Genomic DNA, 23824 nt, shown 5'->3' on the forward strand with positions numbered 1-23824 from the left:
GCTTTTCGGCCTGTTAGGAGAATTCATGTGCACCCCCTTGCAACAAGGATACGCAGTAATCTGCAACCAATACGCTGGCGTCTGCCTTTGCGAGCTTTGAGGCTTTTTCGGCCATTTGCCGACGTGCTTCAATATCCGAAAGCAAGCCCTCTAGTGCATTCGGGAGTTCATCTTCTAATGTTGATTGTGGAATAATCATTGCCGCGCCCTGTGCACAAAGATTGGATGCGTTGATTGTTTGATGGTCATCAACAGCAATGGGCAGCGGAACAAAAATGGCCGTCTTGCCAGATATGGCCACTTCTGCCACAGTCAACGCGCCAGCGCGACAAATAACAATATCTGCCCACTCATAGGCTTGATGCACATCATCTATGAAATCTCTTACACTGACATCAAAGCCTTTTTCGATAAGCGGTATATAGGCTTTGTTAACTGGCGACTCTTTTGTTTTACCAGCCTGGTGCATAACTGCAAAATGATATTTATCGCTAAGCCTTATCAATGCTTTGGGTACGATTTCGTTAAGCGCCTGCGCACCCAAGCTGCCGCCCGTTATCAAAATGTTTGCTGATTTAGCATTCTCACTTTCACTTGCTTCCAGTTCAATCGCTGAACCCTTTTCGTTTTGCTGACTTAAGAAAGCACGACGGAGCGGGTTACCAACAAAAATGGTATTGCTGGGTGCTTTACTTTTTTCAGGATGAATAGTCACATCAAAACCGCACAAAACATGCTTAGCCAGTTTAGAAAGGTATCGGTTGGTCATTCCAAAGACCGCGTTTTGTTCATGCACTATTAAAGGAATGCCCAATGTATAAGCGGCTATCCCGCCCGGCCCACTTGCATATCCTCCCATTCCTAGCACCATGTCAGGTTGAAGTTCTTTTAGTATTTTTCTGGCCTGTAGTACAGCTTTAATCAAGCGAAAAGGCGTGACGAGCTTTCTTAGAATGCCTTTGCCTCTTAGCCCTGAAATATCTAAGAAATGGATAGCAAAGCCGTGTTTAGGCACGGTTTGCGCCTCCATTTTATCGGCGGTTCCAAACCAGTCTATCCGCCAACCGCGATCTTTAAGCTCTTGAGCAACAGCCAGACCCGGAAAGACGTGTCCGCCGGTGCCGCCTGCCATAATGACAATGTGAGGAGAATTACTTGTTATACATTGGTCGATGCTGTGCTCAGGCATGGCTTTCCCCTAAGCTTTCTTCTTTTTTACCGCTTGTTTTTGCTTTACTTGCGGATTTTGCTTTTGTTCGCTTTTGTCCTCGTGAAATAGCTTGGACACCATCTACTCGCATTTCAAAATCAATTCGAATAAGGATTGCCACCGCAATCGTCATAATGATGAGCGAAGATCCGCCGTAACTTACCAACGGCAAGGTTAATCCTTTGGTAGGCAGTATTCCCGAGCTAGCGCCGATATTGACAGCCGTTTGAAAGCTAAACCATACGCCTATACTGTACGCCAAGAAGCCGTCAAATGGGCGCTCGCTAGAAAGCGCTTTGCTTCCAATGCGAAGCGATATGATGACCATACCTAAAATCAACAAAAGCACACAGAGCACGCCGCTAAAACCAAGTTCTTCTGCCAAAATGGCAACGATAAAATCCGTGTGCGCTTCTGGCAAAAATTCTAATTTCTGTACGCTATTTCCAAGCCCTTGGCCAAACCATGAACCACGACCAAAAGCCATCAAAGACTGCGTTAACTGATATCCTGTCCCAAAAGGGTCTGCCCAAGGATCTAAGAAAGCCGTTATCCGCTTCATACGATATTCGGAAACAACAATCAACATAACCACCGCGCTTAAGCCAGCAAAAGCGACCGCAAAAAACTGCCATAATTTGGCACCGGCTAAAAACAAAAGCGCCATGGTGGTCGCAAGCATGACAATCACGGTACCAAGATCTGGTTGAAACAATAGCAATACAGCAAACACAAAAAGCACCGCAATTGGCTTAAAGAAGCCCTTCACATTTTCAGTCACTTGTTGGTAGCGGCGGACCATGTATCCGGCCAAGTAGCAAAAAAAGAACAACTTAGCTGGTTCCGCCGCCTGCACAGTGATAGGGCCTACTACCAACCAACGAGTGCTGCCATTAACGGTTCGCCCAACGAGCAATACGGCAATCAACAAGGCAATGGCAAGTAACAATAGGTAAGGATTAGCGACCCGCCAAAACTGCATGGGAATTCTTAGAACCACTAGACCACATATTACAGCAGCAACAATGTATACACCGTGACGCAGAGCAAAGTAGAAGGGATTATCGTGCAAACGCTCGGCTATTGGCATGGATGCAGAAGTCACAATAACAAAACCAATCGAAAACAAGGCGATGGAGATAAGTACCAATGCCAAATTATAAGGTCGTTGAATTTTATTGCTGGTCGCAGTGCTTTTAGCACCATCGTGTTTGCTTGAAAATAGCGCCGCGAGGGATTCAGTAGCTTGGCTCATGCGCACTCCCTCAACACGGCGTCTTTAAAACGCTCACCACGCTCAGCATAATTGCTGAACATGTCGATGCTCGCGCATGCAGGCGAAAGTAGAATAACCACATCGCCGTCAAGTTTGCTAGCAACATTCTGCGCGCTGTGAACTGCCTGTTCGAGTGATTGTACTTTTTTAACAAATGGCGAGAGTTGGACAAACTCATCCGCATCTTTGCCCAACACAAAGCAGGCCACAAGCAGTTGATTGAAGACCTCCTTTAGTGCTGACAAATCAGCACCTTTTGCATCGCCACCTGCAATCAATATGACTTGCCAACCTAATGATGTCGCGCAGTGTATGGCAGATACACATGCGCCGACATTAGTTGCTTTTGAGTCGTTCACGTAATGGATATTGCCTTTTTGGTGCACTATCTCAAATCGATGCGGCAAGCCTGTATAGTCTTTAAATACCTCTAGCGCAGGCTCCAACGGGACACCTAAAGCCTGATGAATCGCTAACACGAACTGCATATTCAACAGCGTATGCGCTAGCGCGAGCGGAACTTTGTCACTCGCTAATATTTTATTACCGTTAAGATAAATACCCTCTTTGTCACTTGAAAACTGATACGCAGACGCCTCTTGGCCATTTAGGGGTCGCGATGCACTGCTGACCCGCGAATTTACGGTAATTGGCGTCATGGCGGGCGAGCGAGCTGGTATGGTATTGAGGTCGTCTACATTCGTTACTGCAAACTCAGCCGAATTAAAAATACGATGCTTGGCTAATGCGTATGCATCAAAACTTCCGTGTCGGTCAACATGATCCTCAGTAATATTAAGGATGCAGGCAACTTTTAATGGTAACTCCCGGGTAATCGCCAATTGAAAACTAGATAGCTCTAACACGATATACTTCGCATCTTGCCCCAATAAATCGAGCACCGGAACGCCAAAATTCCCGCCTAGCAATACCTTACCTTTACCACAGGCTTGCAAGGTTTTCGAAAGCATATCTACCACAGTGCTTTTGCCGTTAGAACCTGTAATGCCAATACATTGCGCAGTATTAAATGCGGCAAAAATATCTAAGTCGCTTATCGTGCTTGTGCGATCGACTACGACCTTGATCGCATCGAGCTGAGGATTAACCCCTGGGCTAAGCACAACAAAATCAAAGCAATTGAGTTTTGTTGAATTGTCTAAAAGCTTGACTTGAAATCTAGATGCCATTGAATTGAATGATGCTTTAAATTCAATGCCTGCCAAAGACCTTTTGAGCACGTCGTCGCGATGCAACACTTTTTTATCAAATGCACATACATTTGCCCCAAGCGCCAGCAAAAACCTGACACAAGACTGACCTGTGACTCCCATGCCTACAACCGCAATTCGCTTATTGCAAAAGCGCGCGGCATTTGGGTGAGAAAATAAGTCTTGAGCGTACACGTATTTCTGCCCTATCTCAGCTTCAAGGTGGCAAGGCCAACCAGCACTAAAATCAAGGATATGATCCAAAAACGCACAATTACGCGTGGTTCAGGCCAACCTTTAAGCTCGTAGTGATGATGGATGGGTGCCATTCTAAAGATTCGTTTACCGCGCATTTTAAAACTGCCAACTTGCAAAATGACTGACAAGGTTTCAATGACAAAGATACCGCCCATGATAATCAGTACAATTTCTTGTCTCACTAATACCGCCAGTACACCAAGCGTAGCACCCAATGAGAGCGAACCTACATCGCCCATGAAGACCTGTGCTGGATAAGTGTTAAACCATAAAAAGCCTAAGCCCGCTCCGACAATTGCAGTACACACAATCACCAGCTCACTGGTAAGTGGAATGAAAGGAATGTTCAAATAGTCTGAAAAGTTCGCATTACCGGTCACATAGGCAAAAATTGATAGCGCACCGGCCACTAAAATTGTGGGCACAATGGCAAGGCCATCAAGCCCATCCGTTAAATTTACCGCGTTACTGGTGCCGACAATGGTAAAGTAGGCAACTACCATAAAAAAGATACCCAATTGCGGCAGTACATCTTTAAAAAACGGTACGATAAGAGAGGTCTCTTGGGGCAAAGTAGCGCTTGAGTACATGAAAAAGGCAACGGCTATGGCGATTGCAGACTGCCAAAAGTATTTCCAGCGAGCGATTAATCCTTGTGGGTCTTTACGCACGACTTTACGATAATCATCCACAAAGCCTAAAATACCATAGCTGACCACCACAAAAAGTGTGACTTGAACGTAGCGATTAGCTAAATCGGCCCATAGCAAACAGCTCGTTATAATAGCCGCGAGAATAAGCACGCCTCCCATAGTAGGCGTGCCTGATTTTGATAAATGACTTTGTGGTCCATCATCTCTTACGGTTTGTCCAATTTGCATGCGCTGCAACCACAAAATCATTCTTGGTCCAATTAAGATGGCGATCAAAAGCGCAGTTAAGGTACTTAAGATTGCTCGCAAGGTCAGATACGAAAATACGTTAAACGCACTTTCGAACTGAGTGAGCCATTCTGCTAACCAAATTAACATGGGTCAGACTCCTGTGCGTTTTTTCGTAGAGGAATGTCTTTTGAAGGTGCTTGCTCTGTATTAGAGGCAGGGATGTTCGCTTTATGAGCGTTGTCTAATTTGGCGATAGCATCCACCACGCGTTCCATTTTTGCGCTTCGAGAACCTTTTACCAATACATTAAGCGGCAACTTATCTGCGTTTACTGCAGCATCTAGCAGCACATTGAACTGCTTCATTAACGAATCGATATCGTCACAATGCATACCCGTTTCGGCAAAAATATCGCTGGCGTTGCGGCTGAAGGTGCCCACAGTGAGCAAGGCATCAACACCGCTTTGCTTGGCATATTCACCAATTTGCTTGTGATAGCTTAGGCTTTGGTCACCTAACTCTCCCATGTCGCCAAAGATGAAAACACGCGGCCCTTCGTAGGTCACTAACAAGTCAATGGCGGCCTTTACTGACGCGACATTTGCGTTGTAAGTATCATCTATTAGCCTAATATTAGTGCCAATACTGCTTACATTTAGCCGACCACTAACCGCTCGCATGTTAAATAGACCTTTTTGAACATCTTCCAGAGACGCACCAACTTGCATACAAAGCGCGGCACAAAGCACTGCGTTACCAATATTATGAGCGCCTGGGATCCGTAAACGAATGGCCACTTTTCCATACGGACTTACAAGCTCAAACTCACCACAGCCATCACTATTGATAAATCGATTTATCGCATGATAATCGCCTATCTCAGAGTCTGGAGAAAAGCTCACCACACGCTGATTATCGGTTTTGCCTTGCCAAAAGTCATAGAACTGGCTGTCGGTGTTGAGCACCGAAACACCGTCATCATTCAAGCCTTTAAAAATTTCGCTCTTTGCGCGAGCAACACCAAACAGGCTACCAAACCCTTGTAGATGTGAAGGTGCAGCATTAACTATCGTTGCTGCATCAGGCCTCACAAGCATCGTCGTGTAGTCAATCTCGCCTTGGTGATTTGCTCCCATTTCAACTACCGCGTATTTATGCTGGCGTTTCAAGGCTAGCAGTGTCAATGGAACGCCAATGTCATTGTTCAGATTACCGTGAGTTGCGAGTACTTTGCCTTTTTGCGCAAGCACCGAGGCAACCATCTCTTTTACCGTGGTTTTGCCACTGCTTCCGGTGATGCCAATCGTTTTTGGGTTTACCTCTTTACGAACGGCGGCTCCAAGCATACCCAATGCTTTGTGGGTATCGGCAACTTGAATCGAAGGTAAGGGGCAGTCAACAAGCTCACTGATAATCAGTGCACTAGCGCCCCGCTCTAGCGCTTTTATAACGTGATCATGGCCATTGAAATGTGGCCCTTTTAGCGCGATAAATACATCACCGGTTTGCAATGTGCGAGTATCGGTAGACACGGACGAAATCACCATATCCTTGACACTGTCTGTGTTAAGTGTGCCCTCTACGGCATTTGCTATCCAAGCAAGCGTCACGTCTATCATGCAATTGCTCCAGATAGGCTTTTGGGCGTGTTAGCGCACAAAGACATGGCAAATTTGCGCTCACTGTAATGAATGCGCTCACCTTGCTTTTCGATGTAATTTTCGTGTCCTTTGCCTGCCAATAGAATTAGGTCGTTGGGCGTACTTTGTTCATATGTCCATACAATTGCCGTTTTGCGATCGTGCTCTATGTGCACACTTAAGCTTGTATTATGCATTTGCATTTGCTCATCAATACCTTGCTTGATATCTGCGATAATGCTTTCAACCGACTCGTCTCGGTTATTGTCTTCTGTCAATGTAATGCTGTCTGAATACTGTGCAGCTACTTCACCCATAAGCTTGCGCTTCGCTTTATCGCGATTTCCTCCACAACCGAATACGCAGAACAATGTTCCAGAAGTATGTGCGCGGCTGGCTTTTAAAGCCTGAGCAAGGGCGTCAGGAGTGTGAGCGTAATCCACAATGAAGTTACCGCGAGACTTAGCGCCGACGAACAGCTCCATTCGACCTGCCACTCCAGAAAGCCTCTGAGACTGTTTGACCAACGCTGCGAAGTGTGACGCGCCATCGTCGCTAGCGGTTGGCAAGCTTTTTTGTACACTCTCTATTAAATGCGCACTAAGCGCCGCAAGATAATTTGCGACATTAAAACGGCCTAGTAAAGCCAGATTAATACGCGTACTTCCCCAAGTGCTTTCGAGCGTGAATTGCAGCCCATCTTTTGTGCATGATATATCGTTTGCCACACAGTAAAATTCTGCATCTGCTGGAATATTCGTTTTGTCAGTGGCGTACCACAGGCATTTTAGACTTGGTCTAGCGTGCGTTTGCCACACTTTCGACTGTGGATCGTCAGCATTCAAAATCAGATGCTGCAAAGTATCAAAATTCAATAAGCGCCTTTTTGCTGCTCCGTAAGCGGCCATGGATTGATGATAATCAAGATGATCCTGGCTTAAATTGGTAAAAATTGCGGTGTTGATATTGAGGCCTTGTAAGCGGCCTTGCTCTAGTCCATGAGATGACGCTTCTAGGCAATATGAGCCCACATCATGCGTCTGCAACAGCGCTAAAACCTTGTGATGCGTAATGATATCGGGCGTTGTATTGTTACTGTCTTCAATATGGTCTTGCCGATGCTGAGCATCTTGTTTCTCGTCATTAGAGAATGACTCGCTGCGCGCTAATATATTTAAGCCCAACGTTCCTAAAGATGCATTTTTCTCATGAAGCGCGAGACCTAACTGAGCATAAAACGAGGCAACTGAGGTTTTCCCGTTAGTGCCAGTGACCGCACAAATTCTGTTGCTCAGGCTAGTTTTTTGCGGATAAAGTTGCTGCAATAAATCAGGCAAGAGTTGCTTTAAGTCCGATTTCACTAAGACTGCACAAACTCGCTTGCCCTTGCTATCAATGCATTGACTTAACACGCTGCTACTGACAGGTTTTTCACATAAAATCAGCGAACATCCATTTTTGAGTGCGTCTTCGATATAGTCATATCCGTCGCCCACAGCACCCTTTAGCGCAATAAACGCAGTACTCTTGCTGGCTTGCCTGCTGTTCAGGCTAATGTCATTAACGTGCTTGACACATTTTGACATTCCCGCAAGCCTTGCTTGATCGACCAACAACAGTAAAGCAGCGCTTAAATTTTCTTGAGAAAAGCGAATCGCCGATAAATTATAAGATGCTTCTCGCTTATCCATCCCCATGCTATTGTCCCTCACTAGCATGAGCTTGAGCAGTTAAAAGCGCCGCAGAATCGCTGCTGTTGTGCCCATTTGCGTTGTTGGATGCCGTCTGTGACCGGCGGGGTTTAGCCGAATTCGCATCAACGGCACTCACCGCGTCTGGGGCAATATTCAGCATATGCAATGCGCCAGACACAATTGATGAAAATGTAGGCGCCGCGGTGTCGCCCGCATAATATTTATCACCGCCAGGTTCATTAATTAACACTACAACTGCAATTTGCGGATTCGATACGGGTGCAACCCCTGCGAAAATATTGACGTATTCCTCGCCGTATCCGCCTGCCACTGCTTTTCGACTGGTGCCTGTTTTACCTGCAATGCGGTATCCAGGAACAGCCGCTTTGGTGCCTGAGCCGCCTTTTTGCGTGACGGTCTCCATCATTTCAAGCACCGCATACGCGTTTTCTTCACTTAGTACGCGTTCTGGCTGCTCAAAGGTATCCATACCTTTGATAATTTTAAGCGGCATCTTCATACCACCATTTGCAATAGTGGCGTACATTCGCGCAAGTTGTGCGGTGGTAACCGAAATGCCATAACCAAACGACAGCGTTGACAGTTCGAAGTTAGACCAACGCTGGCGTTCGTGAAAGATACCGTTAGACTCGCCAATCATGCTAGTGCCTGTGTCTGACATCAATCCCATGTTGTAATAAAGGTCCATCAGAAACTCTTTTTTGACTGACAAAGCAAGTTTAGACGTGCCCATGTTTGAAGACTTCTGGATTATTTGAGTCAGCGATATTTCCCCAAGGTTACGCGAGTCTGATATGCGACTGCCGCCCATGCGCGTCCAACCCGGATTAGTATCAATAATGCTATCTTTTTGAGCCGTGCCGAACTCCAGCGCAGCCAGCACTGCCAGCGGCTTCAACGACGAGCCTGGCTCATAGGCATCGGTGATTGCGCGATTACGCACTCGGAAACTTTTAACAGAATCTCGATTATTTGGATTGTAGGAGGGGGTATTTGCCATTGCCAGCACTTCACCACTGTGCACATCAACTATAACCACTGATGCTGACGTGGCCTGATATATCATGGTGGCTTCTTTGATTTCTCGGTATGCCAAGGCCTGAATGCGCTGATCAATCGTCAGCGTCAAGTCCTGTGCTTTTTTACCAGACTCCTGTTCAATAATTTCGATTTGCCGGCCTTGTCCATCTCGGCGGATTTTGCGCTTATCAGGCGTACCTGTCAGGTATTCATTATACAAACGCTCGATGCCCTCTAAGCCTTTGTCATCTACATCGGTAAAGCCGATAACGTGTGCTGAGACCTCACCCGATGGATAATAGCGTTTAGACTCTTCCCGCAAATACACGCCAGGGATCGCAAGTTTGTCGACAAAACGCGCCATCGCGGGCGTAATTTGACGCTGCAAATACACAAATCGCTGTTTTGGATTATCGACTCGGTCAACAAGTCTATCTAAGTCAGTTTCAAGCACATCGGCGAGGGCTTTCCAGCGCCTAACGTCATCAAGCGCGCCTTTGTCATTGATGATTTTTGGGTCTGCATAGATGGCCTGCGCGGGCACTGACACTGCAAGCTGTTGACCGTGTCGGTCGGTAACCAAACCACGATAGCTCGCGTTGTCTCGCACTCGCACCGTTCGATTATCCCCTTGTTCAATCAAGCGATCTGGCTGAATCACTTGTATAAAGGCCGCACGCGCTGCTAAACACACAAACACGGTAATGACACAAAACAAAACGACATAAAAGCGCCACTGCACTAACGCAGGAGACACCTTGGCCTTCGCTTGACGCTTTTTGTTCGTTTTAGCGTTTGCGCGTTTACGTCTGGGTTTTTGAATGGTTGCAGCGACTGTCATTAGGGTTTCACCCTAACGAGTTTTTCGTCCGCTTGCGTTGGACGGCGCATGTCGAGTTTTTCCTGCATCATTCGCTCAATACGATTGTGCTCTGTCAGCGCAGTTTGCTCGATAATTAAATGACGCCACTCTATATCCAGCGCATCTTTTTGTTGAATTAATTGTTCGTGAGAAATAATGAGCTGACGGTTTTTATGCGTACTAACCACTACTGCAAGTGCACTGGCAATAACACATAAATATAAGGCGACCAAAAACAAATGACGACCGAGGTCGGTCGCGAGTATTTTTACCAAATTAAAGTTAGCAGCTGGTTTGGTCATAGCTTCTCGGCCACCCTCAATACCGAGCTTCGAGACCGCACATTCGCGGCAATTTCGCGCTCGCTGGGTTTAATTGCTCGTCCAATAGTTTTGAGTACTTTTCCTTCGTCCAGTTCACTTTGCATGACTGGCAGATGCTTAGGGACCGACTTGCCTTGACTCATTTTGCGCATAAAGCGCTTGACCATTCTATCTTCGAGAGAATGAAAACTAATCACCGCAAGCCTGCCGCCCGATTTCAAAACATTAGTCGCACCGACTAAGCCATGCTCGAGCTGTTCAAGCTCCCCGTTGATAAAAATTCGTACTCCCTGAAATGCGCGAGTAGCGGGGTGCTTATATTTGTCTTTTACGGGTACCGCTTTGTCGATAATTTGTGCAAATTCTAAGGTGCTTGTAATCGGCTTACGTTCTCGTTCTTCAAGCACCGCATGGGCAATGCGTTTACCGAACTTTTCTTCTCCATATTCTTTCAATACAAAGGTGATCTCATCTAAGGAAGCGCTGTTTAACCACTGAGCAGCACTTAGCCCCTTGCTAGTATCCATTCTCATATCGAGAGGACCGTCTTGCATAAAGCTGAAACCGCGGTCTGCCTCGTCTATTTGTGGAGACGATACACCAATGTCCATCAATATGCCGTCAATGTGATTGGCAATACCTAATCGGGCAGCCACATCCTCAAGTTCAGCAAATGCAATGTGATGAATACTAAAGCGTTTATCGGCAATCATGCTGTTAGCCGATTCGATGGCACTGGGGTCGCGGTCAAAGGCTATAAGTCGGCCATTGTCACCCAAGCGCTGCAAAATAGCTCGGCTGTGCCCGCCTCGGCCAAACGTTGCATCAATATAGATGCCATCAGTTTTGATGTTCAAGCCATCAATAGTTTCGGTGAGCAGTACGGAAGTATGCGCAGATACAGCAACATTCATAGAGAAAATTCCTGAAGACGCTCAGTGAGTTCAAACTCACCTTGTTTCTCAACAGCGATATCTTCAGAAATTTGTTGACCCCAAGCAGCGTCGCTCCAAATTTCAAATTTATTCAACTGACCCACGAGCATAATCTGCTTTTCGAGTGCGGCGTGCTGGCGTAAGGTAGGTGCAAGCAGTATGCGGCCGCTTTTGTCCATTTCACCTTCGCTGGCATAACCTAGCAGGAGTCGAAGTAAGCGACGTTCGTGTGGATTGGTTGAGGAGAGCTTGCGGAGTTTAAGTTCGATTTCTTCCCATTCGGGAAGTGGGTAAAGCAGCAAACAACTTTGAGAGATATCAATAGTGCAGACCAGTTGTCCCTGACAATCATCCATTAAAGACTGTCGATACTTCGTCGGTATCGTTAATCTGCCTTTACTGTCAAGATTGATTGCGTTAGCGCCGCGGAACATTTCCCCTAGCCTATTTTTCTTGTTAGTAGCTTATTATTTTTTTTATTAGCTGGTTACACCTGATAAAAACCCTTTTTCGCCACTTTTCCCCACTTTTTGACAGTTTATGTATGTTTCACCCCACCTGTCAAGCAATTACAAGAATTAATCGCATCTTTTTTAAGCAGAGTTTTAAAGGGCTGTACGCCTATACAGGGGTTTGGTAAGAAGACATTTTGAGCAAGACAAAACTGCGCGGCATCTAATTAAGAAACTGCGCGCAGTGCCATAATCAAGGCGTTTCCACCAGGCGCAGTAGGTCGTTACGCTTGCAAGAGGGTAAGCTTTCTCTATCTTGAAAAACAAATAGGGCTTCAATTCAGCTATACTTGGCAGCAGCAATTGTCTCAATAGTACGCAGCAGATGGCGCACAAGCTTTTATAGGTGTTTGATGACGCTATCGCATGTTCGCGACGCTATATATCTGGCTTAAAATTTTGCGGAGAATCCTGCGTACCATGTGCCTTCGTAAAATTCGTCAGCAAGCAAGCGTTGATCCGCGTGAAGGCTTGCGAAGCCAATGTTGACCTCTAGTTCATTCGCTTGGACATAACCAAGGAGAACGCTGTAGGCTGATTCTGGCCTCGGGTCAGATGTTTGCGAGACGCCCCATCTAAACCCCAGTTGCGCAGAACGATTCATAAGCGGGGCTCGCATGACTGCGTCATTCATAGATGAGAGGTTTTGCGTAGGATTTTGTGCAAGCTGAAACGGTGCCTCGCCAGCGCGCTCAAGTAGTATCAAATCGAAAGTTTGAGCATTGTTTAGCACGCTTTTCAGGAAGGCGTTTATTTCGAAAGACTCTCCCGCGAATGCAGAGGTGTTGAACCCTACTGACAACAACATTGCGCAATACACAGCCGAAAAGCGAGGTATTCTATGCGGCGTCGTAGGTAAGCATGTGCGCACTATGAGTCGTCTCAAAAAATTTATCGTGTCGCAACACTATCAATGCCTCTATTGCTTGGCAATACTGTTTAGGTATGCTTAACAATAACGCATATTAAAATGCATACCTGCAACACAAAAAAGCCAATCGCGAGGGAGCAATTGGCTTTCAGTTGAATCGAGCCTGCGGTGAAATATATAGCGCTTAGCTTTGAGCAGGGGCTTGCTCCGCTTGCTGTTTATCAGCTGGAGATATTTGCAGCGACTGAATAGGGTTATCAGTCTTATTCGAAAGCTCTACCAAACGGTTTAGTTGACCTAAAGACAACATCATCGAGTATGCCGCCCCTAAGTACCCGGCTTTGTGCATCGCGAGTACTTTATCGTCATCAAGGTCGAGTAACTTTTTCTCAGCAATCGATAAAATACCTGTTACGTTGCGCACTTGACCCGACTTATAGTTGACACGGATGAGAATTTCTTCAAATAAGTCGAGTTCCTTCAGCATTTTGATAAAACGCTGGTTTTGCACTTCACTATTTGCTAGTTCACCTAGGAACTGCTGTCTATTTTGAAGATACTCCGTGGCCTCACCTTCTCCAGTGAATAGCGCCACACCTTCTTCTGAAATTTTATCACTATTTTCATCAATGAAAACGCCTAGCTTGTCACCGTCTGGGCGAATATCGAATGGATATCGCTGAATGTTTAATGGTACATGAGGACCTTGCCATTTATCTTCGGCATAAAACAAATTGCTACCTTGCTCGAGACCTAGCATTGCTACCGAATGCACATTTTTGGTATTTGGGTCTTCAATAAACACGAGCGGCATTGAACCCGAAAGCTGTGCATATTCGCGTATCGTTGCTGCGGCAAGATGGGTTGTTGCGGCATATGCAAAGTCGGGTTGATTGTTAACTTTTAAACTGCCGTGTTTATTTTTGTCCAAGGGAATATAGTTTATAGCCATTAAATTGTTTCTCTGTTGTGGTTGTCCGTATGGGGGCTTAACGCGCCGCGTATTATGTGACAAAGCAAGTTAATTGTCACCCGTCAGTCCTGCAATTGTTGCACGCAGTACATGACCAAATGACAGATAGATATGTGCACAATTATGCATTTTACAAGGACAAATCGCAGTTAATTGCGCTATAGTGATGAAATTCAGATACTTAGCTTTTAGTCCCCGATTGCATATCACTATTTTTAAGAATGCGGGTTAGAGCAATAGCGCGACTGTATGCAAGGAACCAAGATGACCAAGCTTTTACAAACCTATACATTTTTGTGCAAAAAATCGTGTGCCCTTGTTGGCATATCTGCCTGTTTAGTATTCACTGGATGTGCAAGCAGTGATCAGGTGCCGCAAGGAACTGAATCAAACGCACAAAAAGCCGCACGTTTGGTTCAAGAGAATATTATTGTTGATGGGCACATTGATGTGCCCTACCGTGTCGAGAAATCATGGGTCGACGTAACGCAAGCGACATCAGGTGGAGATTTTGACTATCCAAGAGCACGCGCAGGAGGCCTTGATGCTCCTTTTATGTCAATCTACGTGCCTGCCAGCTTAGATAATTCAGACGCATCTACCGCACTCGCTCACGACTTAATTGACTCTGTTGAAGCAATTGTAGGCAGAGCGCCTGATAAGTTTGCCCTTGCCTACAGCGTTCAAGATGTTCAGGACAATTTTGACAAAGGGCTAATATCATTACCAATGGGAATGGAAAACGGCTCGCCGGTGCAAGGAAGCCTAGACACGCTCAAGACATTTTATGAGCGTGGCATTCGCTATATTACCCTTGCCCACTCGCAATCGAACCATATTAGTGATTCCTCATATGATATCAGGCGACAGTGGAAAGGACTCAGCCCCTTTGGAAAAGAAATGGTGCAGGAAATGAATCGCCTAGGTATCATTGTTGATATTTCACACGTGTCAGATGCTGCCTTCTATCAGAGCGTGGAAATAAGCGCAGCGCCGGTTATCGCTTCTCATTCATCTCTACGTCAGTTTACGCCAGGGTTTGAAAGGAACATGAGTGATGAGATGATCAAGGCGCTTGCAGAAAACGAAGGCGTTATCATGATTAATTTTGGCTCCGGGTTCGTCAGCCCCGTTGCACGAACTTGGCGCGATAGATTAGGCGAGCAGCGCCAGTCACTGATAGATACTTACGGAGAAGACAGTGAGCAGGTAAGCGACTTCAATCAAAAATACGCCGAGCAAAATCCTTACCCTTTCGCTACTTTAGATATGGTACTTGACCATATCGACCATGTGCGAGACTTGGTCGGCATCGATTATATTGGTATTGGCTCTGATTATGATGGCGTGGGCGACTCTCTTCCCGCGGGCCTTAAAGACGTTTCAAGCTTTCCCAATTTAGTAGAAGGTTTACTTGAGCGAGGCTACAGTGAAGACGATATCAAGAAAATCTTAAATGAAAATGTACTTAGGGTTTGGCGTGAAGTAGAGCGTGTTGCCGCCCAAAACTAGGCGGCTGTGAGGTGATTGCTTCAAGCGCTCACACGTTTTCATCTAAAAAATGCACCAATACGCTCAACATGTTTTGATGCAGAGGATTAGCCTGGGGCACTTTACAACGCTCTGACTGATTCACTTGCGACTTATCAAAGTTCATAGCAATAAGTTGTGGCGCACTCACCACCAAGTCTGCATGGCAAACTTCAAATTCTTCATCAATCTTGAAGCGCGTATGATCACCATCAACTTTATTCAACAAGTCCTCCACTCCTTCATACAAAGTGGTGGTGTCGGCTAAGGAATGCGCGGCAAAAATAGGTTTTTTAAGTGGAGTTTGCTCCAAAGTGTCCAGTTGGAAACGAATATCTTTAATAACATCCATCAGCACAAGTGCTGAATAAGTGGCCACGCTGGGATATTTGTACGGGTTTGGGCCTTGCGTTTGATAGTCACCGTCTAACCATTCGGCCAATGCCTTACTTCCCCAGATGTTCGACAAGGTTTCGGCGCTGTCTGAAAGCTGCAGCGCGCCCGAGAACAGAAGTAAGCCTTGCACGTCTTCTGAATTAGATAAGGTAAATTGTGTTGCCAGAGCACCGCCGGTAGAAAATCCGCCAATAAACACTTTTTCATGGCTCGCATTAGCAAGGTCCATAATCTCATCCACATGCTCATACCAGCGCATTTGTAAGCTTTCATCTTGCATATCCGCATCAGCCTCTTTTTTGCCGTGTCCGGGCGTAAGCGGCGCTACTACTGCGTAGCCTTTGCTTGCCAAATGTGTCGCGATAGAGCGCAAAAAGTAAGGAGAGTCACTTAAGCCATGAAACAATACGACAAGCGCTTTAGGCTGACTTGGAAATAAAGCAAAGGGTGCATTGCCCTCATTTCGCAAGGTATCTGAACACACTTTAATCTCATCAATTGCAGGAATGATCGTTTGCTCGGTGCATGGACGAATACTGGAGAGTTGTCTGGCGTAGATGCTGTTAAAAGCAGCGTTAAATTCATTTAAGGACGCAGCTCTTTTGCTTATCACTGACTCTATTTGAGCCTCAATCGACGTATTAGTCTCGTCGCTGACTGTATTACTTTGGAGGGCTAGCGCGCTAGGCACTAGCCACCCAATGAATACACATACTGCGAATCTACTCATGAATACCTTTTAGCTAATAAAGCGTTCTGTTGGGATTGAGCAGATCTTATCAGAATTAAGCAAAGTAGGCTTCTAGATCATCGCTTCCGCCTATGTGCTTACCTCCAATATATACTTGCGGCACAGTTTCTCTACCAGTAATCGCTTTTAATGAAGCCAGACTTGCATCTTTGCCCAAGGAAATTTCCTCATAATCAAAGCCTTTTTCCGTTAGTAGCGCTTTAGCTTTTGCGCAAAAGGGGCAACCTGGTTTAGTGAACAAAGATACCTCTTGCGGTGCGGCTGCTTCAGGGTCGAGATAGTTCAACATGGTATCCGCGTCTGAGACTTCAAATGGGTCGCCGGGTACATTTGGCTCAATAAACATTTTTTCAATGACACCATCGTTTACCAACATAGAATAACGCCAAGAGCGCTTGCCAAAACCTAGGTCAGCCTTATCAACAAGCATGCCCATAGCTTCTGTAAATTCGCCATTTCCATCCGGCACCACGGTAATGTTTTCAGCCTCTTGATCGGCTAACCATGCATTCATTACGAAGGTATCGTTGACCGAGACGCAGCAAATTTCATCCACGCCTTTCGCCTTGAAAACACCTGCAAGTTGATTAAAGCGCGGCAAGTGAGTGGATGAACACGTTGGCGTAAACGCACCCGGTAAAGAAAAAACAATCACTTTCTTGCCATCAAAAATATCTTTTGAATGTAGGGTTTTCCACTCCTCCCCCGCGCGTGTTTGCCAACTTACGTCTGGAATTTTTTGTCCTTCTTTGCTTTGTAATTCTGTGCTCATGCTCATGTTTTCCTTTTAAGGTCAGTTAAAGAGAGGAGAAGCTCGGTTATACATACATATTAATAGGTATGAATAGATACGCTAGTTGAATTAGCAATATTTGTTAAGGTTAGCGCATAAATTAGTAAATCCTCGCGATAATTTTATATTTAAAGCGACCTTTACGGTAACGCTTGAGCGAGAAAACGGGGCAAAGCGCCCTTCGGAGTGAGTATGATTATTTTAGTTGGTGGTGAAAAGGGCGGTAGCGGCAAAAGCTGCTTAGCTCAAAATTTAGCCGTGCATTTGGTCGCAGAACAAAAAGCCTCTTTATTGATGGTAGATTGCGACCCTCAGCGCACGACATCTGACTGGATCCAAGAGCGCAATAGTCAGCCACAGCTACCGAGCATTAATTGCGTCCAGCTGTATGGCAAAATTCGCAATGAGTTGGTCAGTTTTGAGCAACACTACGACTACGTAATCATCGATTGCGGCGGCCAAGACAACCTGGCCTTGCGTTCCTCGCTATCAGTTGCTGACCTAGCGCTGCTTCCACTTAGACCTAAGCGTCGCGACTTAAAAACCGTTGTGCATATGGAAGATTTGCTAAGCACCTGTCGAATGGTAAATCCCAAAATGCATGCAAGCTTTGTTATCACTCAGTGCCCATCGTTACCGAACCAAGCGAATCGCATTCTTGAAGCCAAAGATGTGTGTAACTCTTTTGGCATTCATACACTTGATGCGGTGACTTACGCCAGAAACATTTATGACGACAGCGAAGAAGATGGATTGTCCGTCATTGAGCGCGATCCAAATGGAAAAGCGGCAAATGAGCTGCGCCAAGTATTCAACGAACTAATTGTATCAGCAGGAGCACAAGCTAATGAGCCTACGAGATCTCAAAAAGTCTACGCCATCAAGTGATGAATGCGTAAGCGCTCTTGATATAGACGCGTTTATTGAAGGAGCGCATACCTACGCTTATGGATTAGGGGCTGCACGAGCTGAAATTGATGATAATGGCCGAACTAAAAACGCCACCTTTTCGCTCACCGAGCAAAGCACGAACGAGCTTCAAACGATAAGTAAACGAACGGGTATTTGTAAATCTAGACTGCTTAGACTATTGGTGCATGACCAATACTACAGCGATGATCAGTGGCTGTTTCAACAGTCAATCAAATAAGCAAAAAGATCGGCTTAGGGCACTGTGCGCCCTAGGCTTGGTTTTTCAAATCGTCCAATCGATATTTATCTATTAGAGAGTACAAAGTGGGGCGCGTCACACCGAGTAATTCTGCCGCTTTTGAAATGTTTTGCTCAGCTTGATGATACGCTTGCCTAATCGCTTTACTCTCTGCAATTTCACGTACCTCCCTTAAGTTGAAAACGCGATGTTCACCATTATCTTGCACCACATTCAAACCTAAGTCTTCCGCTTGAATCAGACTACCTTCTGCCAACACGACAGCTGATTTAAGTTTGTTCTGCAACTCTCTAATGTTTCCTGGCCATCTGTGCCCGAGCATCGCTTTAACAGCATCTTCAGAGAAACCTTTTACTTTTGCAGAGTATTCTTCTCGGTACTGATTTAAAAACGTTTTTGCAAGCAGGACTACATCATCATCGCGATCGCGAAGCGGCGGGATTAAAATGCTGATTTCACCTATTCGATAATACAAGTCTTCGCGAAATGTTTCCTCAGCCACCATGTTTTGTAGATCTCGGTGGGTAGCGCAAACGACTCTTACATCCACGGCTATCTCGCTTCGCCCACCCACTCGCTCAATCACGCGTTCTTGTAAAAAGCGCAGCATTTTAGCTTGGAGGCCCAGCGGCATATCGCCAATCTCATCTAGAAATAGCGTGCCACCTTGGGCGGTTTCAATTTTTCCTAAGGTGGTTTTGTTGGCGCCGGTAAAGGCCCCTTTTTCGTAACCAAAAAGCTCACTTTCCAGTAAGTTTTCAGGAATCGACGCACAGTTTATAGCAACGAATGCCTTGTCTTTTCGAGCGCTGTGTTCGTGAATACTGCGAGCGAATACCTCTTTACCCGTGCCGCTTTCACCTAACAGCAGCGCGCTAATGTCGGTTTGGGCGATTTTCTCTGCTTTTCGACTCGCTCCTTGAATAGCACCGCTATTACCGATGATCCGGCCCATAGCAGTGTTAGCTTTCGACAGCATCAGATTTTCACGTTCGAGCTTAGCAAGATTCATTGCCCGCTCAATGATCAAGTTGATAGTGTCGGTATCAATGGGTTTTTGGTAATAGTCGTAGGCACCAAGTCCAATCGCTTTTAAGGCGTTGTCTTTGTCATCATTGCCAGTGACAACGATGACTTTGGTGTTAGGAGCCAAGGTGAGGATTTCTTTTAATGCAGCTAAACCTTCAGAAGCATTTGCGGGATCTGGTGGCAAACCTAAGTCAAGCGTTACTACAGTAGGTTCAAAGCGACGCAACTGTGTAATTGCAGACTCTCGATCCGCAGCAAAAACCACTTCTACGGAGCTCAAGGCCCACTTTAACTGCTTTTGAATACCTAAATCATCATCAACTACGAGTATTTTTTCCATTTGTTTTCCAATTGTGTTCCGCTTAATCGTGTGCTTTTAGATTAATCGGTAAGCGAACAACAAACTCTGTGCCTTTTTCGAGTTCACTGTGCACTTCAATAGAGCCGCCTATTTCTTCTATGTAATGCTTAGCGTCATATGCTCCAATGCCCATCCCTGCATTGCCTTTAGTGGTATCAAAAGGCTTAAATAGACGCTGTTGAATAAACTGCTGACTCATACCAACGCCATCGTCTTTAATACTTATGATGATACTTTCGCTACTGAGTTGGGCCTGCACATCTACGCGACCGTCTTCACTTGTCGCTTGTTGTGCATTATGGATTAAATGATACATCACATTAGTAAATTTATCGGTATCTATTTTAATCTCAATAGGGTCGCTCGATAATAAAGTTGGATGCGGCTTCTGCGCCGCACACTTTGTCGATATTAGCCTTTGCAGCACGTCCTGTATGTTACTTGTTTTGTCTGATCCTGCGCTAGGTGAAGCCTCTTTTGTTTTGTTGGTAAGCTGTTTAAGCATTTTGTCCATACGCTCTTGGGTATATTCGAGCGTTTCAAAGGTATCGGCGATAAACTCTGGGTTGTCTTTATGCTGCTGGGCGTTAGACAAAATTAGATTGATTTGCGCTAGCACATTTTTTAAATCGTGCACAACAAACGCGGACATGCGGTTAAATGCAGCAAACTGCGCATTTTCAGCAAGCGCAGAAGAGCTTTCGGCATGGAAAATAAAATGCGAAATTTGATCGGTTAGCGCGCTAATGTAATCTCGAAGCTCCCAATTAAGGCTGCGTTTTTCATGTTCTAAGGCTCTCATGAAGACCATTCCCCACAACACCTCGTTCTGATAAATGGGCACCGCTAGTTGATAGTCAAAGCCCTTTATGTATTCTTCGCGCTTTGTCATTTTCTCGTATAAATCGGGCTTGGCTTTTAATTCATCAAAGTCAATCACCCAATGTTGTTGCTCGCAAAATGACAAAATTGGGCCGAGCATGGATAACAGTTCTGCGTTGTCTATCTTTTTGTCACCTTTTAGCTCAGCCACAATCTGTGCTTTGTGCTCGCCCAAAGGCGTTTTTTGGACTTTTACAATGCAGCCCTGGGCATATCCTATTCCTTCAAGGTAACCCTCTAAGGCTGTCTGGTATACTGAGTCAATATCATCGTCGCTGCTGGCAAGCCGCTTTGTCAGCTTGACCCACTGCGCTCGATAATCGTACTGATTCGCATAGAAGTTTTTGGTGATAAATACCTTAATCGTGTTTCTAAACTGATGAGACATAAACACGCTGACCAACAGCACCAGCGATACTAGGCCTAAAGCCATTTGTACCGGTAAACTCCAACTACCTCCTAGGTATTTAACCACGTAGCCAAGCGCCGCCATAGCGAGCAAATAAAAGCCTGCAACGAGTAACAGCGTGCTATTAAGAACCACTTCTCTTGACACAAAAATATCAATACCCCAGTGCTTGATGCGGCGAATTGCAAGCACTAAAAAGGGCATCATGGCGACGTAAATATATCCACGGGCGGCAAAAAAGTTCCAACTCAGTTCGTCAACCATGGTGGCGTTTGCATAGGTAACGAAATCGAACAAGCTAAGCGCACCCAAATATAACACTAGTGGTTTAAAGGCCCACTTTTCTTTGTCTGCCTGCCGATAAACCAATTCCAACAAAACAAGCGACTGTAGGGCAAGCACGGTATGCAAGCTAAACTGCCAAGTACTGGGGAGAAATTCGAATACTGCGCTGACGATGACTAAGGTAGGCAGTGCCATAATGGCAAGCGTTTCAGGGCGTGAAATAAAACGCAGAAAACCACTAAATTGATTGCGCAGACATGCCGCAATAAACAGCATCCATACCCACTGCCTAATGCCATCATACTTAAGAAGATTTTCTTGCCCTAATTCTAGGTTCAGATATCCCAAATGCGTGAGCGACCATAGGCAGGTCATCAGTGTAGCAAACATCAGTAGGTATTTTGCTAAGCCTGCATTACGCACGGCAAAGAGCATCAGCAATAATAGCCCGTAGGCTAGCGCACTTAAGCCATAGCCTAGATTAAAAAACATTTGAAAATTCCATGTTCAGCGAAACACTACCTTTTTTGAACAAGTAAACTACCAATTGAGTATCCCGCCCCAAATGAACACAAAATGCCGTAGTCACCTTGCGTCAAGTCTTGATGATGCAGGGCAAATGCGATAACTGAGCCTGCCGAAGCTGTATTCGCATACGTGTCTAAGACAATTGGTGCCTCTTCGCGAGTAGCGTCGCGCCCGAGCAGCTTTTTACTGATAAGGGTATTCATATTGATATTGGCTTGATGTAGCCACCATCGTGTTAAGTCTTGTGGAGTGAGGTCATGGGAAGCTAGATGTTCTATTATGTGCTGTGCGGCCATGGGGCATACTTCTTTAAAAACTTTGCGTCCTTCCTGATGAAAAAGCTTGTCGGGGCCATATGGGTCTGCGTCTGTCGCGTGAGTGATATATCCAAAATTTGAACGAATGTTGTTGGAGTATTTGGTTACTGCCTTTGTGCTGAGCAATGTGAATCCGTGCCCCGCTTTTGCTGTATCACTAGACTCAATCACGGTTGCTGTTGCCACGTCACCAAAAATGAAATGACTGTCACGGTCTGTGTAGTTTATTTGCGGGGAAACCAACTCTGGATTGATCACCAATACCGCTTTTGCTGTGCCCGCGCTTACCATTTCATACGCTCGGTGCATCCCAAAGGTTGCGGCAGAACAGGCTACTAACATATCGAAACCAAAACCGTCGATTCCTAATGCTTCTTGCACTTCAATCGCAATCGCGGGATATGAGCGCTGAGTATAGGCACACGAAACAATCACCGCGTCAATGTCAGATGCATTTTTCCCTGCATTTTCAAGCGCTTTTTTGGCGGCTTCGACAGCTATTTCCGCCTGCTGAGACAATTCATCATCAGCGCGCTCTTCCAAAACTGGGCGCATTCTATTGACATCTAACACGCCCTCTTTTTCATAAATATAGCGACTCTTTATCCCGGAAGCTTTTTCGACAAACTCCGCACTTGAATGCGGCTTAGCAGCAATATTGCCAGCTTCAATTTCTGCGCTGTTTTCTAAATTAAATTTGTCGGCAAAAGCATTGTAAGCAGACACTAACTCTTCATTAGTAATGGTGTGTGCAGGTGTCCATAAGCCGACACCACTTAATATGATGTTTTCTTGTATTTTGTTATTCATATTGTGTCCTGTTACGCTCTGTGTTGAGGTGCTTGTGCCTTTAAAAGCCAATAGCCGCAGTCTATCACCACGGGCGTGGGAATTCCCACGTAGCGTTGAGCGAATAATTAAGCAAGTTTCTCTATAGTAGAGTGCGCGCAAAGATACTTCAATACATAAGAAGTGCGCTGATATTCATATTTTGAAGTAAAAGAAATACAAAATTTGTTTATGCTCTTTATTAATAGAAGTATTTGAGTTTACGATGACATCAATCAATCTTGGGTTTGTATCCTTTACACTGTCGCCAGTCTTGCTTTTAATCAGCATCCTTATTGGTCTGGTCGTTACGGGCATCCTTGCAAAAAAACATAAGCAGTATCGTAAGTCGTTGTTATCTGGCGCGTTTACGGCGATTGGCACTTATGCTGTGTTTGCTTTGATTATTTCCGTTGCTAGCTCACATGCCGTACTCCCAAATACGTCTTTTGCACAATTAAACGGTGAGCCCACACAGATTAGCGATATTAGCGCCGGGAGACTCACTGTCGTCAACCTATGGGCGACTACCTGCCCACCATGTCGACGCGAAATGCCTATTTTTGAAGCGGCACAGAAACGGTATAGCGATGTTGCATTCATTTCCTTAAATCAACGCGAGTCGATACAAAGCGTCGAGCAGTTTTTTAAACGTGAAGGGATTAAGCTGGAGCATGTACTCCTCGACAGCAAAGGAGAAATAGCGACAAACAAAGGCGTGTTTAGCCTTCCTGTAACGCTATTTTTCGACGGCAATGGCCAATTAGTATATAGCCATACCGGGCCGGTTACGCAAACTAGTTTGACGCAAGCTATTGAGCAATATTTATAAGGATACGAGCCTTCACCATTTA

General features: G+C 45.5%; 21 protein-coding genes. 4 read left to right on the top strand and 17 right to left on the bottom strand.

From position 1 onward, the window contains the following. Positions 1-13 precede the first annotated feature (13 nt). The 12 genes from murG to PN836_RS08185 form a co-directional block, all read right to left on the bottom strand. Positions 14-1189, bottom strand: coding sequence for an undecaprenyldiphospho-muramoylpentapeptide beta-N-acetylglucosaminyltransferase (gene murG, locus PN836_RS08130; protein WP_395344742.1), 1176 nt, complete (start codon positions 1187-1189; stop codon positions 14-16). Beyond that, positions 1182-2465: a cell division protein FtsW gene (ftsW, locus tag PN836_RS08135; protein WP_395344743.1), complete on the bottom strand. Its 1284-nt coding sequence runs from the start codon at positions 2463-2465 to the stop codon at positions 1182-1184. Before ftsW ends, murG begins: the two co-directional genes overlap by 8 nt. Next, positions 2462-3892 carry a UDP-N-acetylmuramoyl-L-alanine--D-glutamate ligase gene (gene murD / locus PN836_RS08140; RefSeq protein ID WP_395344744.1) on the bottom strand — a complete coding sequence of 477 codons (1431 nt, stop codon included), beginning with the start codon at positions 3890-3892 and terminating at the stop codon, positions 2462-2464. The genes ftsW and murD overlap by 4 nt, the downstream gene beginning before the upstream one ends. A gap of 11 nt (positions 3893-3903) precedes the next feature. Further along, positions 3904-4986 carry a phospho-N-acetylmuramoyl-pentapeptide-transferase gene (gene mraY / locus PN836_RS08145; protein ID WP_395344745.1) on the bottom strand — a complete coding sequence of 361 codons (1083 nt, stop codon included), beginning with the start codon at positions 4984-4986 and terminating at the stop codon, positions 3904-3906. Next, complete coding sequence (locus tag PN836_RS08150; protein ID WP_395344746.1) at positions 4980-6458, bottom strand: UDP-N-acetylmuramoyl-tripeptide--D-alanyl-D-alanine ligase; 1479 nt, start codon at positions 6456-6458, stop codon at positions 4980-4982. The genes mraY and PN836_RS08150 overlap by 7 nt, the downstream gene beginning before the upstream one ends. Continuing rightward, the gene (locus PN836_RS08155) at positions 6455-8176 is read right to left on the bottom strand and encodes a Mur ligase family protein (RefSeq protein WP_395344747.1); all 1722 of its coding nucleotides are present in this window, start codon (positions 8174-8176) and stop codon (positions 6455-6457) included. Before PN836_RS08155 ends, PN836_RS08150 begins: the two co-directional genes overlap by 4 nt. Before the next feature lies 1 nt (position 8177). Then, complete coding sequence (locus PN836_RS08160) at positions 8178-10055, bottom strand: penicillin-binding transpeptidase domain-containing protein (RefSeq protein ID WP_395344748.1); 1878 nt, start codon at positions 10053-10055, stop codon at positions 8178-8180. Then, positions 10055-10378 (bottom strand): cell division protein FtsL, encoded by a 324-nt coding sequence (gene ftsL / locus PN836_RS08165; RefSeq protein WP_395344749.1) that lies wholly within the window; start codon positions 10376-10378, stop codon positions 10055-10057. Before ftsL ends, PN836_RS08160 begins: the two co-directional genes overlap by 1 nt. Then, positions 10375-11313: a 16S rRNA (cytosine(1402)-N(4))-methyltransferase RsmH gene (gene rsmH / locus PN836_RS08170; RefSeq protein ID WP_395344750.1), complete on the bottom strand. Its 939-nt coding sequence runs from the start codon at positions 11311-11313 to the stop codon at positions 10375-10377. The genes ftsL and rsmH overlap by 4 nt, the downstream gene beginning before the upstream one ends. Continuing rightward, positions 11310-11768, bottom strand: a complete 459-nt coding sequence (gene mraZ / locus PN836_RS08175; RefSeq protein ID WP_395344751.1) for a division/cell wall cluster transcriptional repressor MraZ — start codon at positions 11766-11768, stop codon at positions 11310-11312. The genes rsmH and mraZ overlap by 4 nt, the downstream gene beginning before the upstream one ends. A gap of 469 nt (positions 11769-12237) precedes the next feature. Beyond that, a complete protein-coding gene (locus PN836_RS08180; protein ID WP_395344752.1) occupies positions 12238-12654 on the bottom strand; it encodes a hypothetical protein in 417 nt (138 codons plus the stop codon). 247 nt (positions 12655-12901) lie between these two features. After that, entirely contained in the window at positions 12902-13669 is a 768-nt protein-coding gene (locus PN836_RS08185; protein WP_395344753.1) for a SapC family protein, read from the bottom strand. Between the two features lie 285 nt (positions 13670-13954). Here PN836_RS08185 and PN836_RS08190 point away from each other — a divergent pair, with 285 nt between their 5' ends. Continuing rightward, complete coding sequence (locus tag PN836_RS08190) at positions 13955-15202, top strand: dipeptidase (RefSeq protein ID WP_395344754.1); 1248 nt, start codon at positions 13955-13957, stop codon at positions 15200-15202. A gap of 28 nt (positions 15203-15230) precedes the next feature. Here the strand turns inward: PN836_RS08190 and PN836_RS08195 are convergent, their stop codons facing one another. Both PN836_RS08195 and PN836_RS08200 read right to left on the bottom strand, forming a co-directional pair. Further along, on the bottom strand, positions 15231-16346 hold the full coding sequence (locus tag PN836_RS08195) for an alpha/beta hydrolase (RefSeq protein ID WP_395344755.1): 1116 nt from the start codon (positions 16344-16346) through the stop codon (positions 15231-15233). Positions 16347-16401: 55 nt separating this feature from the next. Then, complete coding sequence (locus tag PN836_RS08200; RefSeq protein ID WP_395344756.1) at positions 16402-17145, bottom strand: glutathione peroxidase; 744 nt, start codon at positions 17143-17145, stop codon at positions 16402-16404. 207 nt (positions 17146-17352) lie between these two features. Between PN836_RS08200 and PN836_RS08205 the strand changes: the two genes are divergently transcribed. Both PN836_RS08205 and PN836_RS08210 read left to right on the top strand, forming a co-directional pair. Continuing rightward, positions 17353-18048, top strand: coding sequence for an AAA family ATPase (locus tag PN836_RS08205; RefSeq protein WP_395344757.1), 696 nt, complete (start codon positions 17353-17355; stop codon positions 18046-18048). Continuing rightward, positions 18008-18310 (top strand): ribbon-helix-helix domain-containing protein, encoded by a 303-nt coding sequence (locus PN836_RS08210; RefSeq protein WP_395344758.1) that lies wholly within the window; start codon positions 18008-18010, stop codon positions 18308-18310. The genes PN836_RS08205 and PN836_RS08210 overlap by 41 nt, the downstream gene beginning before the upstream one ends. A gap of 31 nt (positions 18311-18341) precedes the next feature. Here PN836_RS08210 and prsR read toward each other — a convergent pair whose 3' ends face one another. From prsR to PN836_RS08225, 3 genes are read right to left on the bottom strand one after another with little or no spacing between them, the layout of a single operon-like run. Further along, the gene (prsR, locus tag PN836_RS08215; RefSeq protein ID WP_395344759.1) at positions 18342-19700 is read right to left on the bottom strand and encodes a PEP-CTERM-box response regulator transcription factor; all 1359 of its coding nucleotides are present in this window, start codon (positions 19698-19700) and stop codon (positions 18342-18344) included. 22 nt (positions 19701-19722) lie between these two features. After that, a complete protein-coding gene (prsK, locus tag PN836_RS08220) occupies positions 19723-21789 on the bottom strand; it encodes an XrtA/PEP-CTERM system histidine kinase PrsK (RefSeq protein WP_395344760.1) in 2067 nt (688 codons plus the stop codon). Positions 21790-21815: 26 nt separating this feature from the next. Continuing rightward, complete coding sequence (locus tag PN836_RS08225) at positions 21816-22952, bottom strand: beta-ketoacyl-ACP synthase III (RefSeq protein WP_395344761.1); 1137 nt, start codon at positions 22950-22952, stop codon at positions 21816-21818. A 244-nt stretch (positions 22953-23196) separates the two neighbouring features. Between PN836_RS08225 and PN836_RS08230 the strand changes: the two genes are divergently transcribed. Continuing rightward, a complete protein-coding gene (locus tag PN836_RS08230; RefSeq protein ID WP_395344762.1) occupies positions 23197-23802 on the top strand; it encodes a TlpA family protein disulfide reductase in 606 nt (201 codons plus the stop codon). Positions 23803-23824: the final 22 nt, after the last annotated feature.

This window comes from Ningiella algicola, from assembly GCF_028401415.2.
Lineage (GTDB): Bacteria > Pseudomonadota > Gammaproteobacteria > Enterobacterales > Alteromonadaceae > Glaciecola.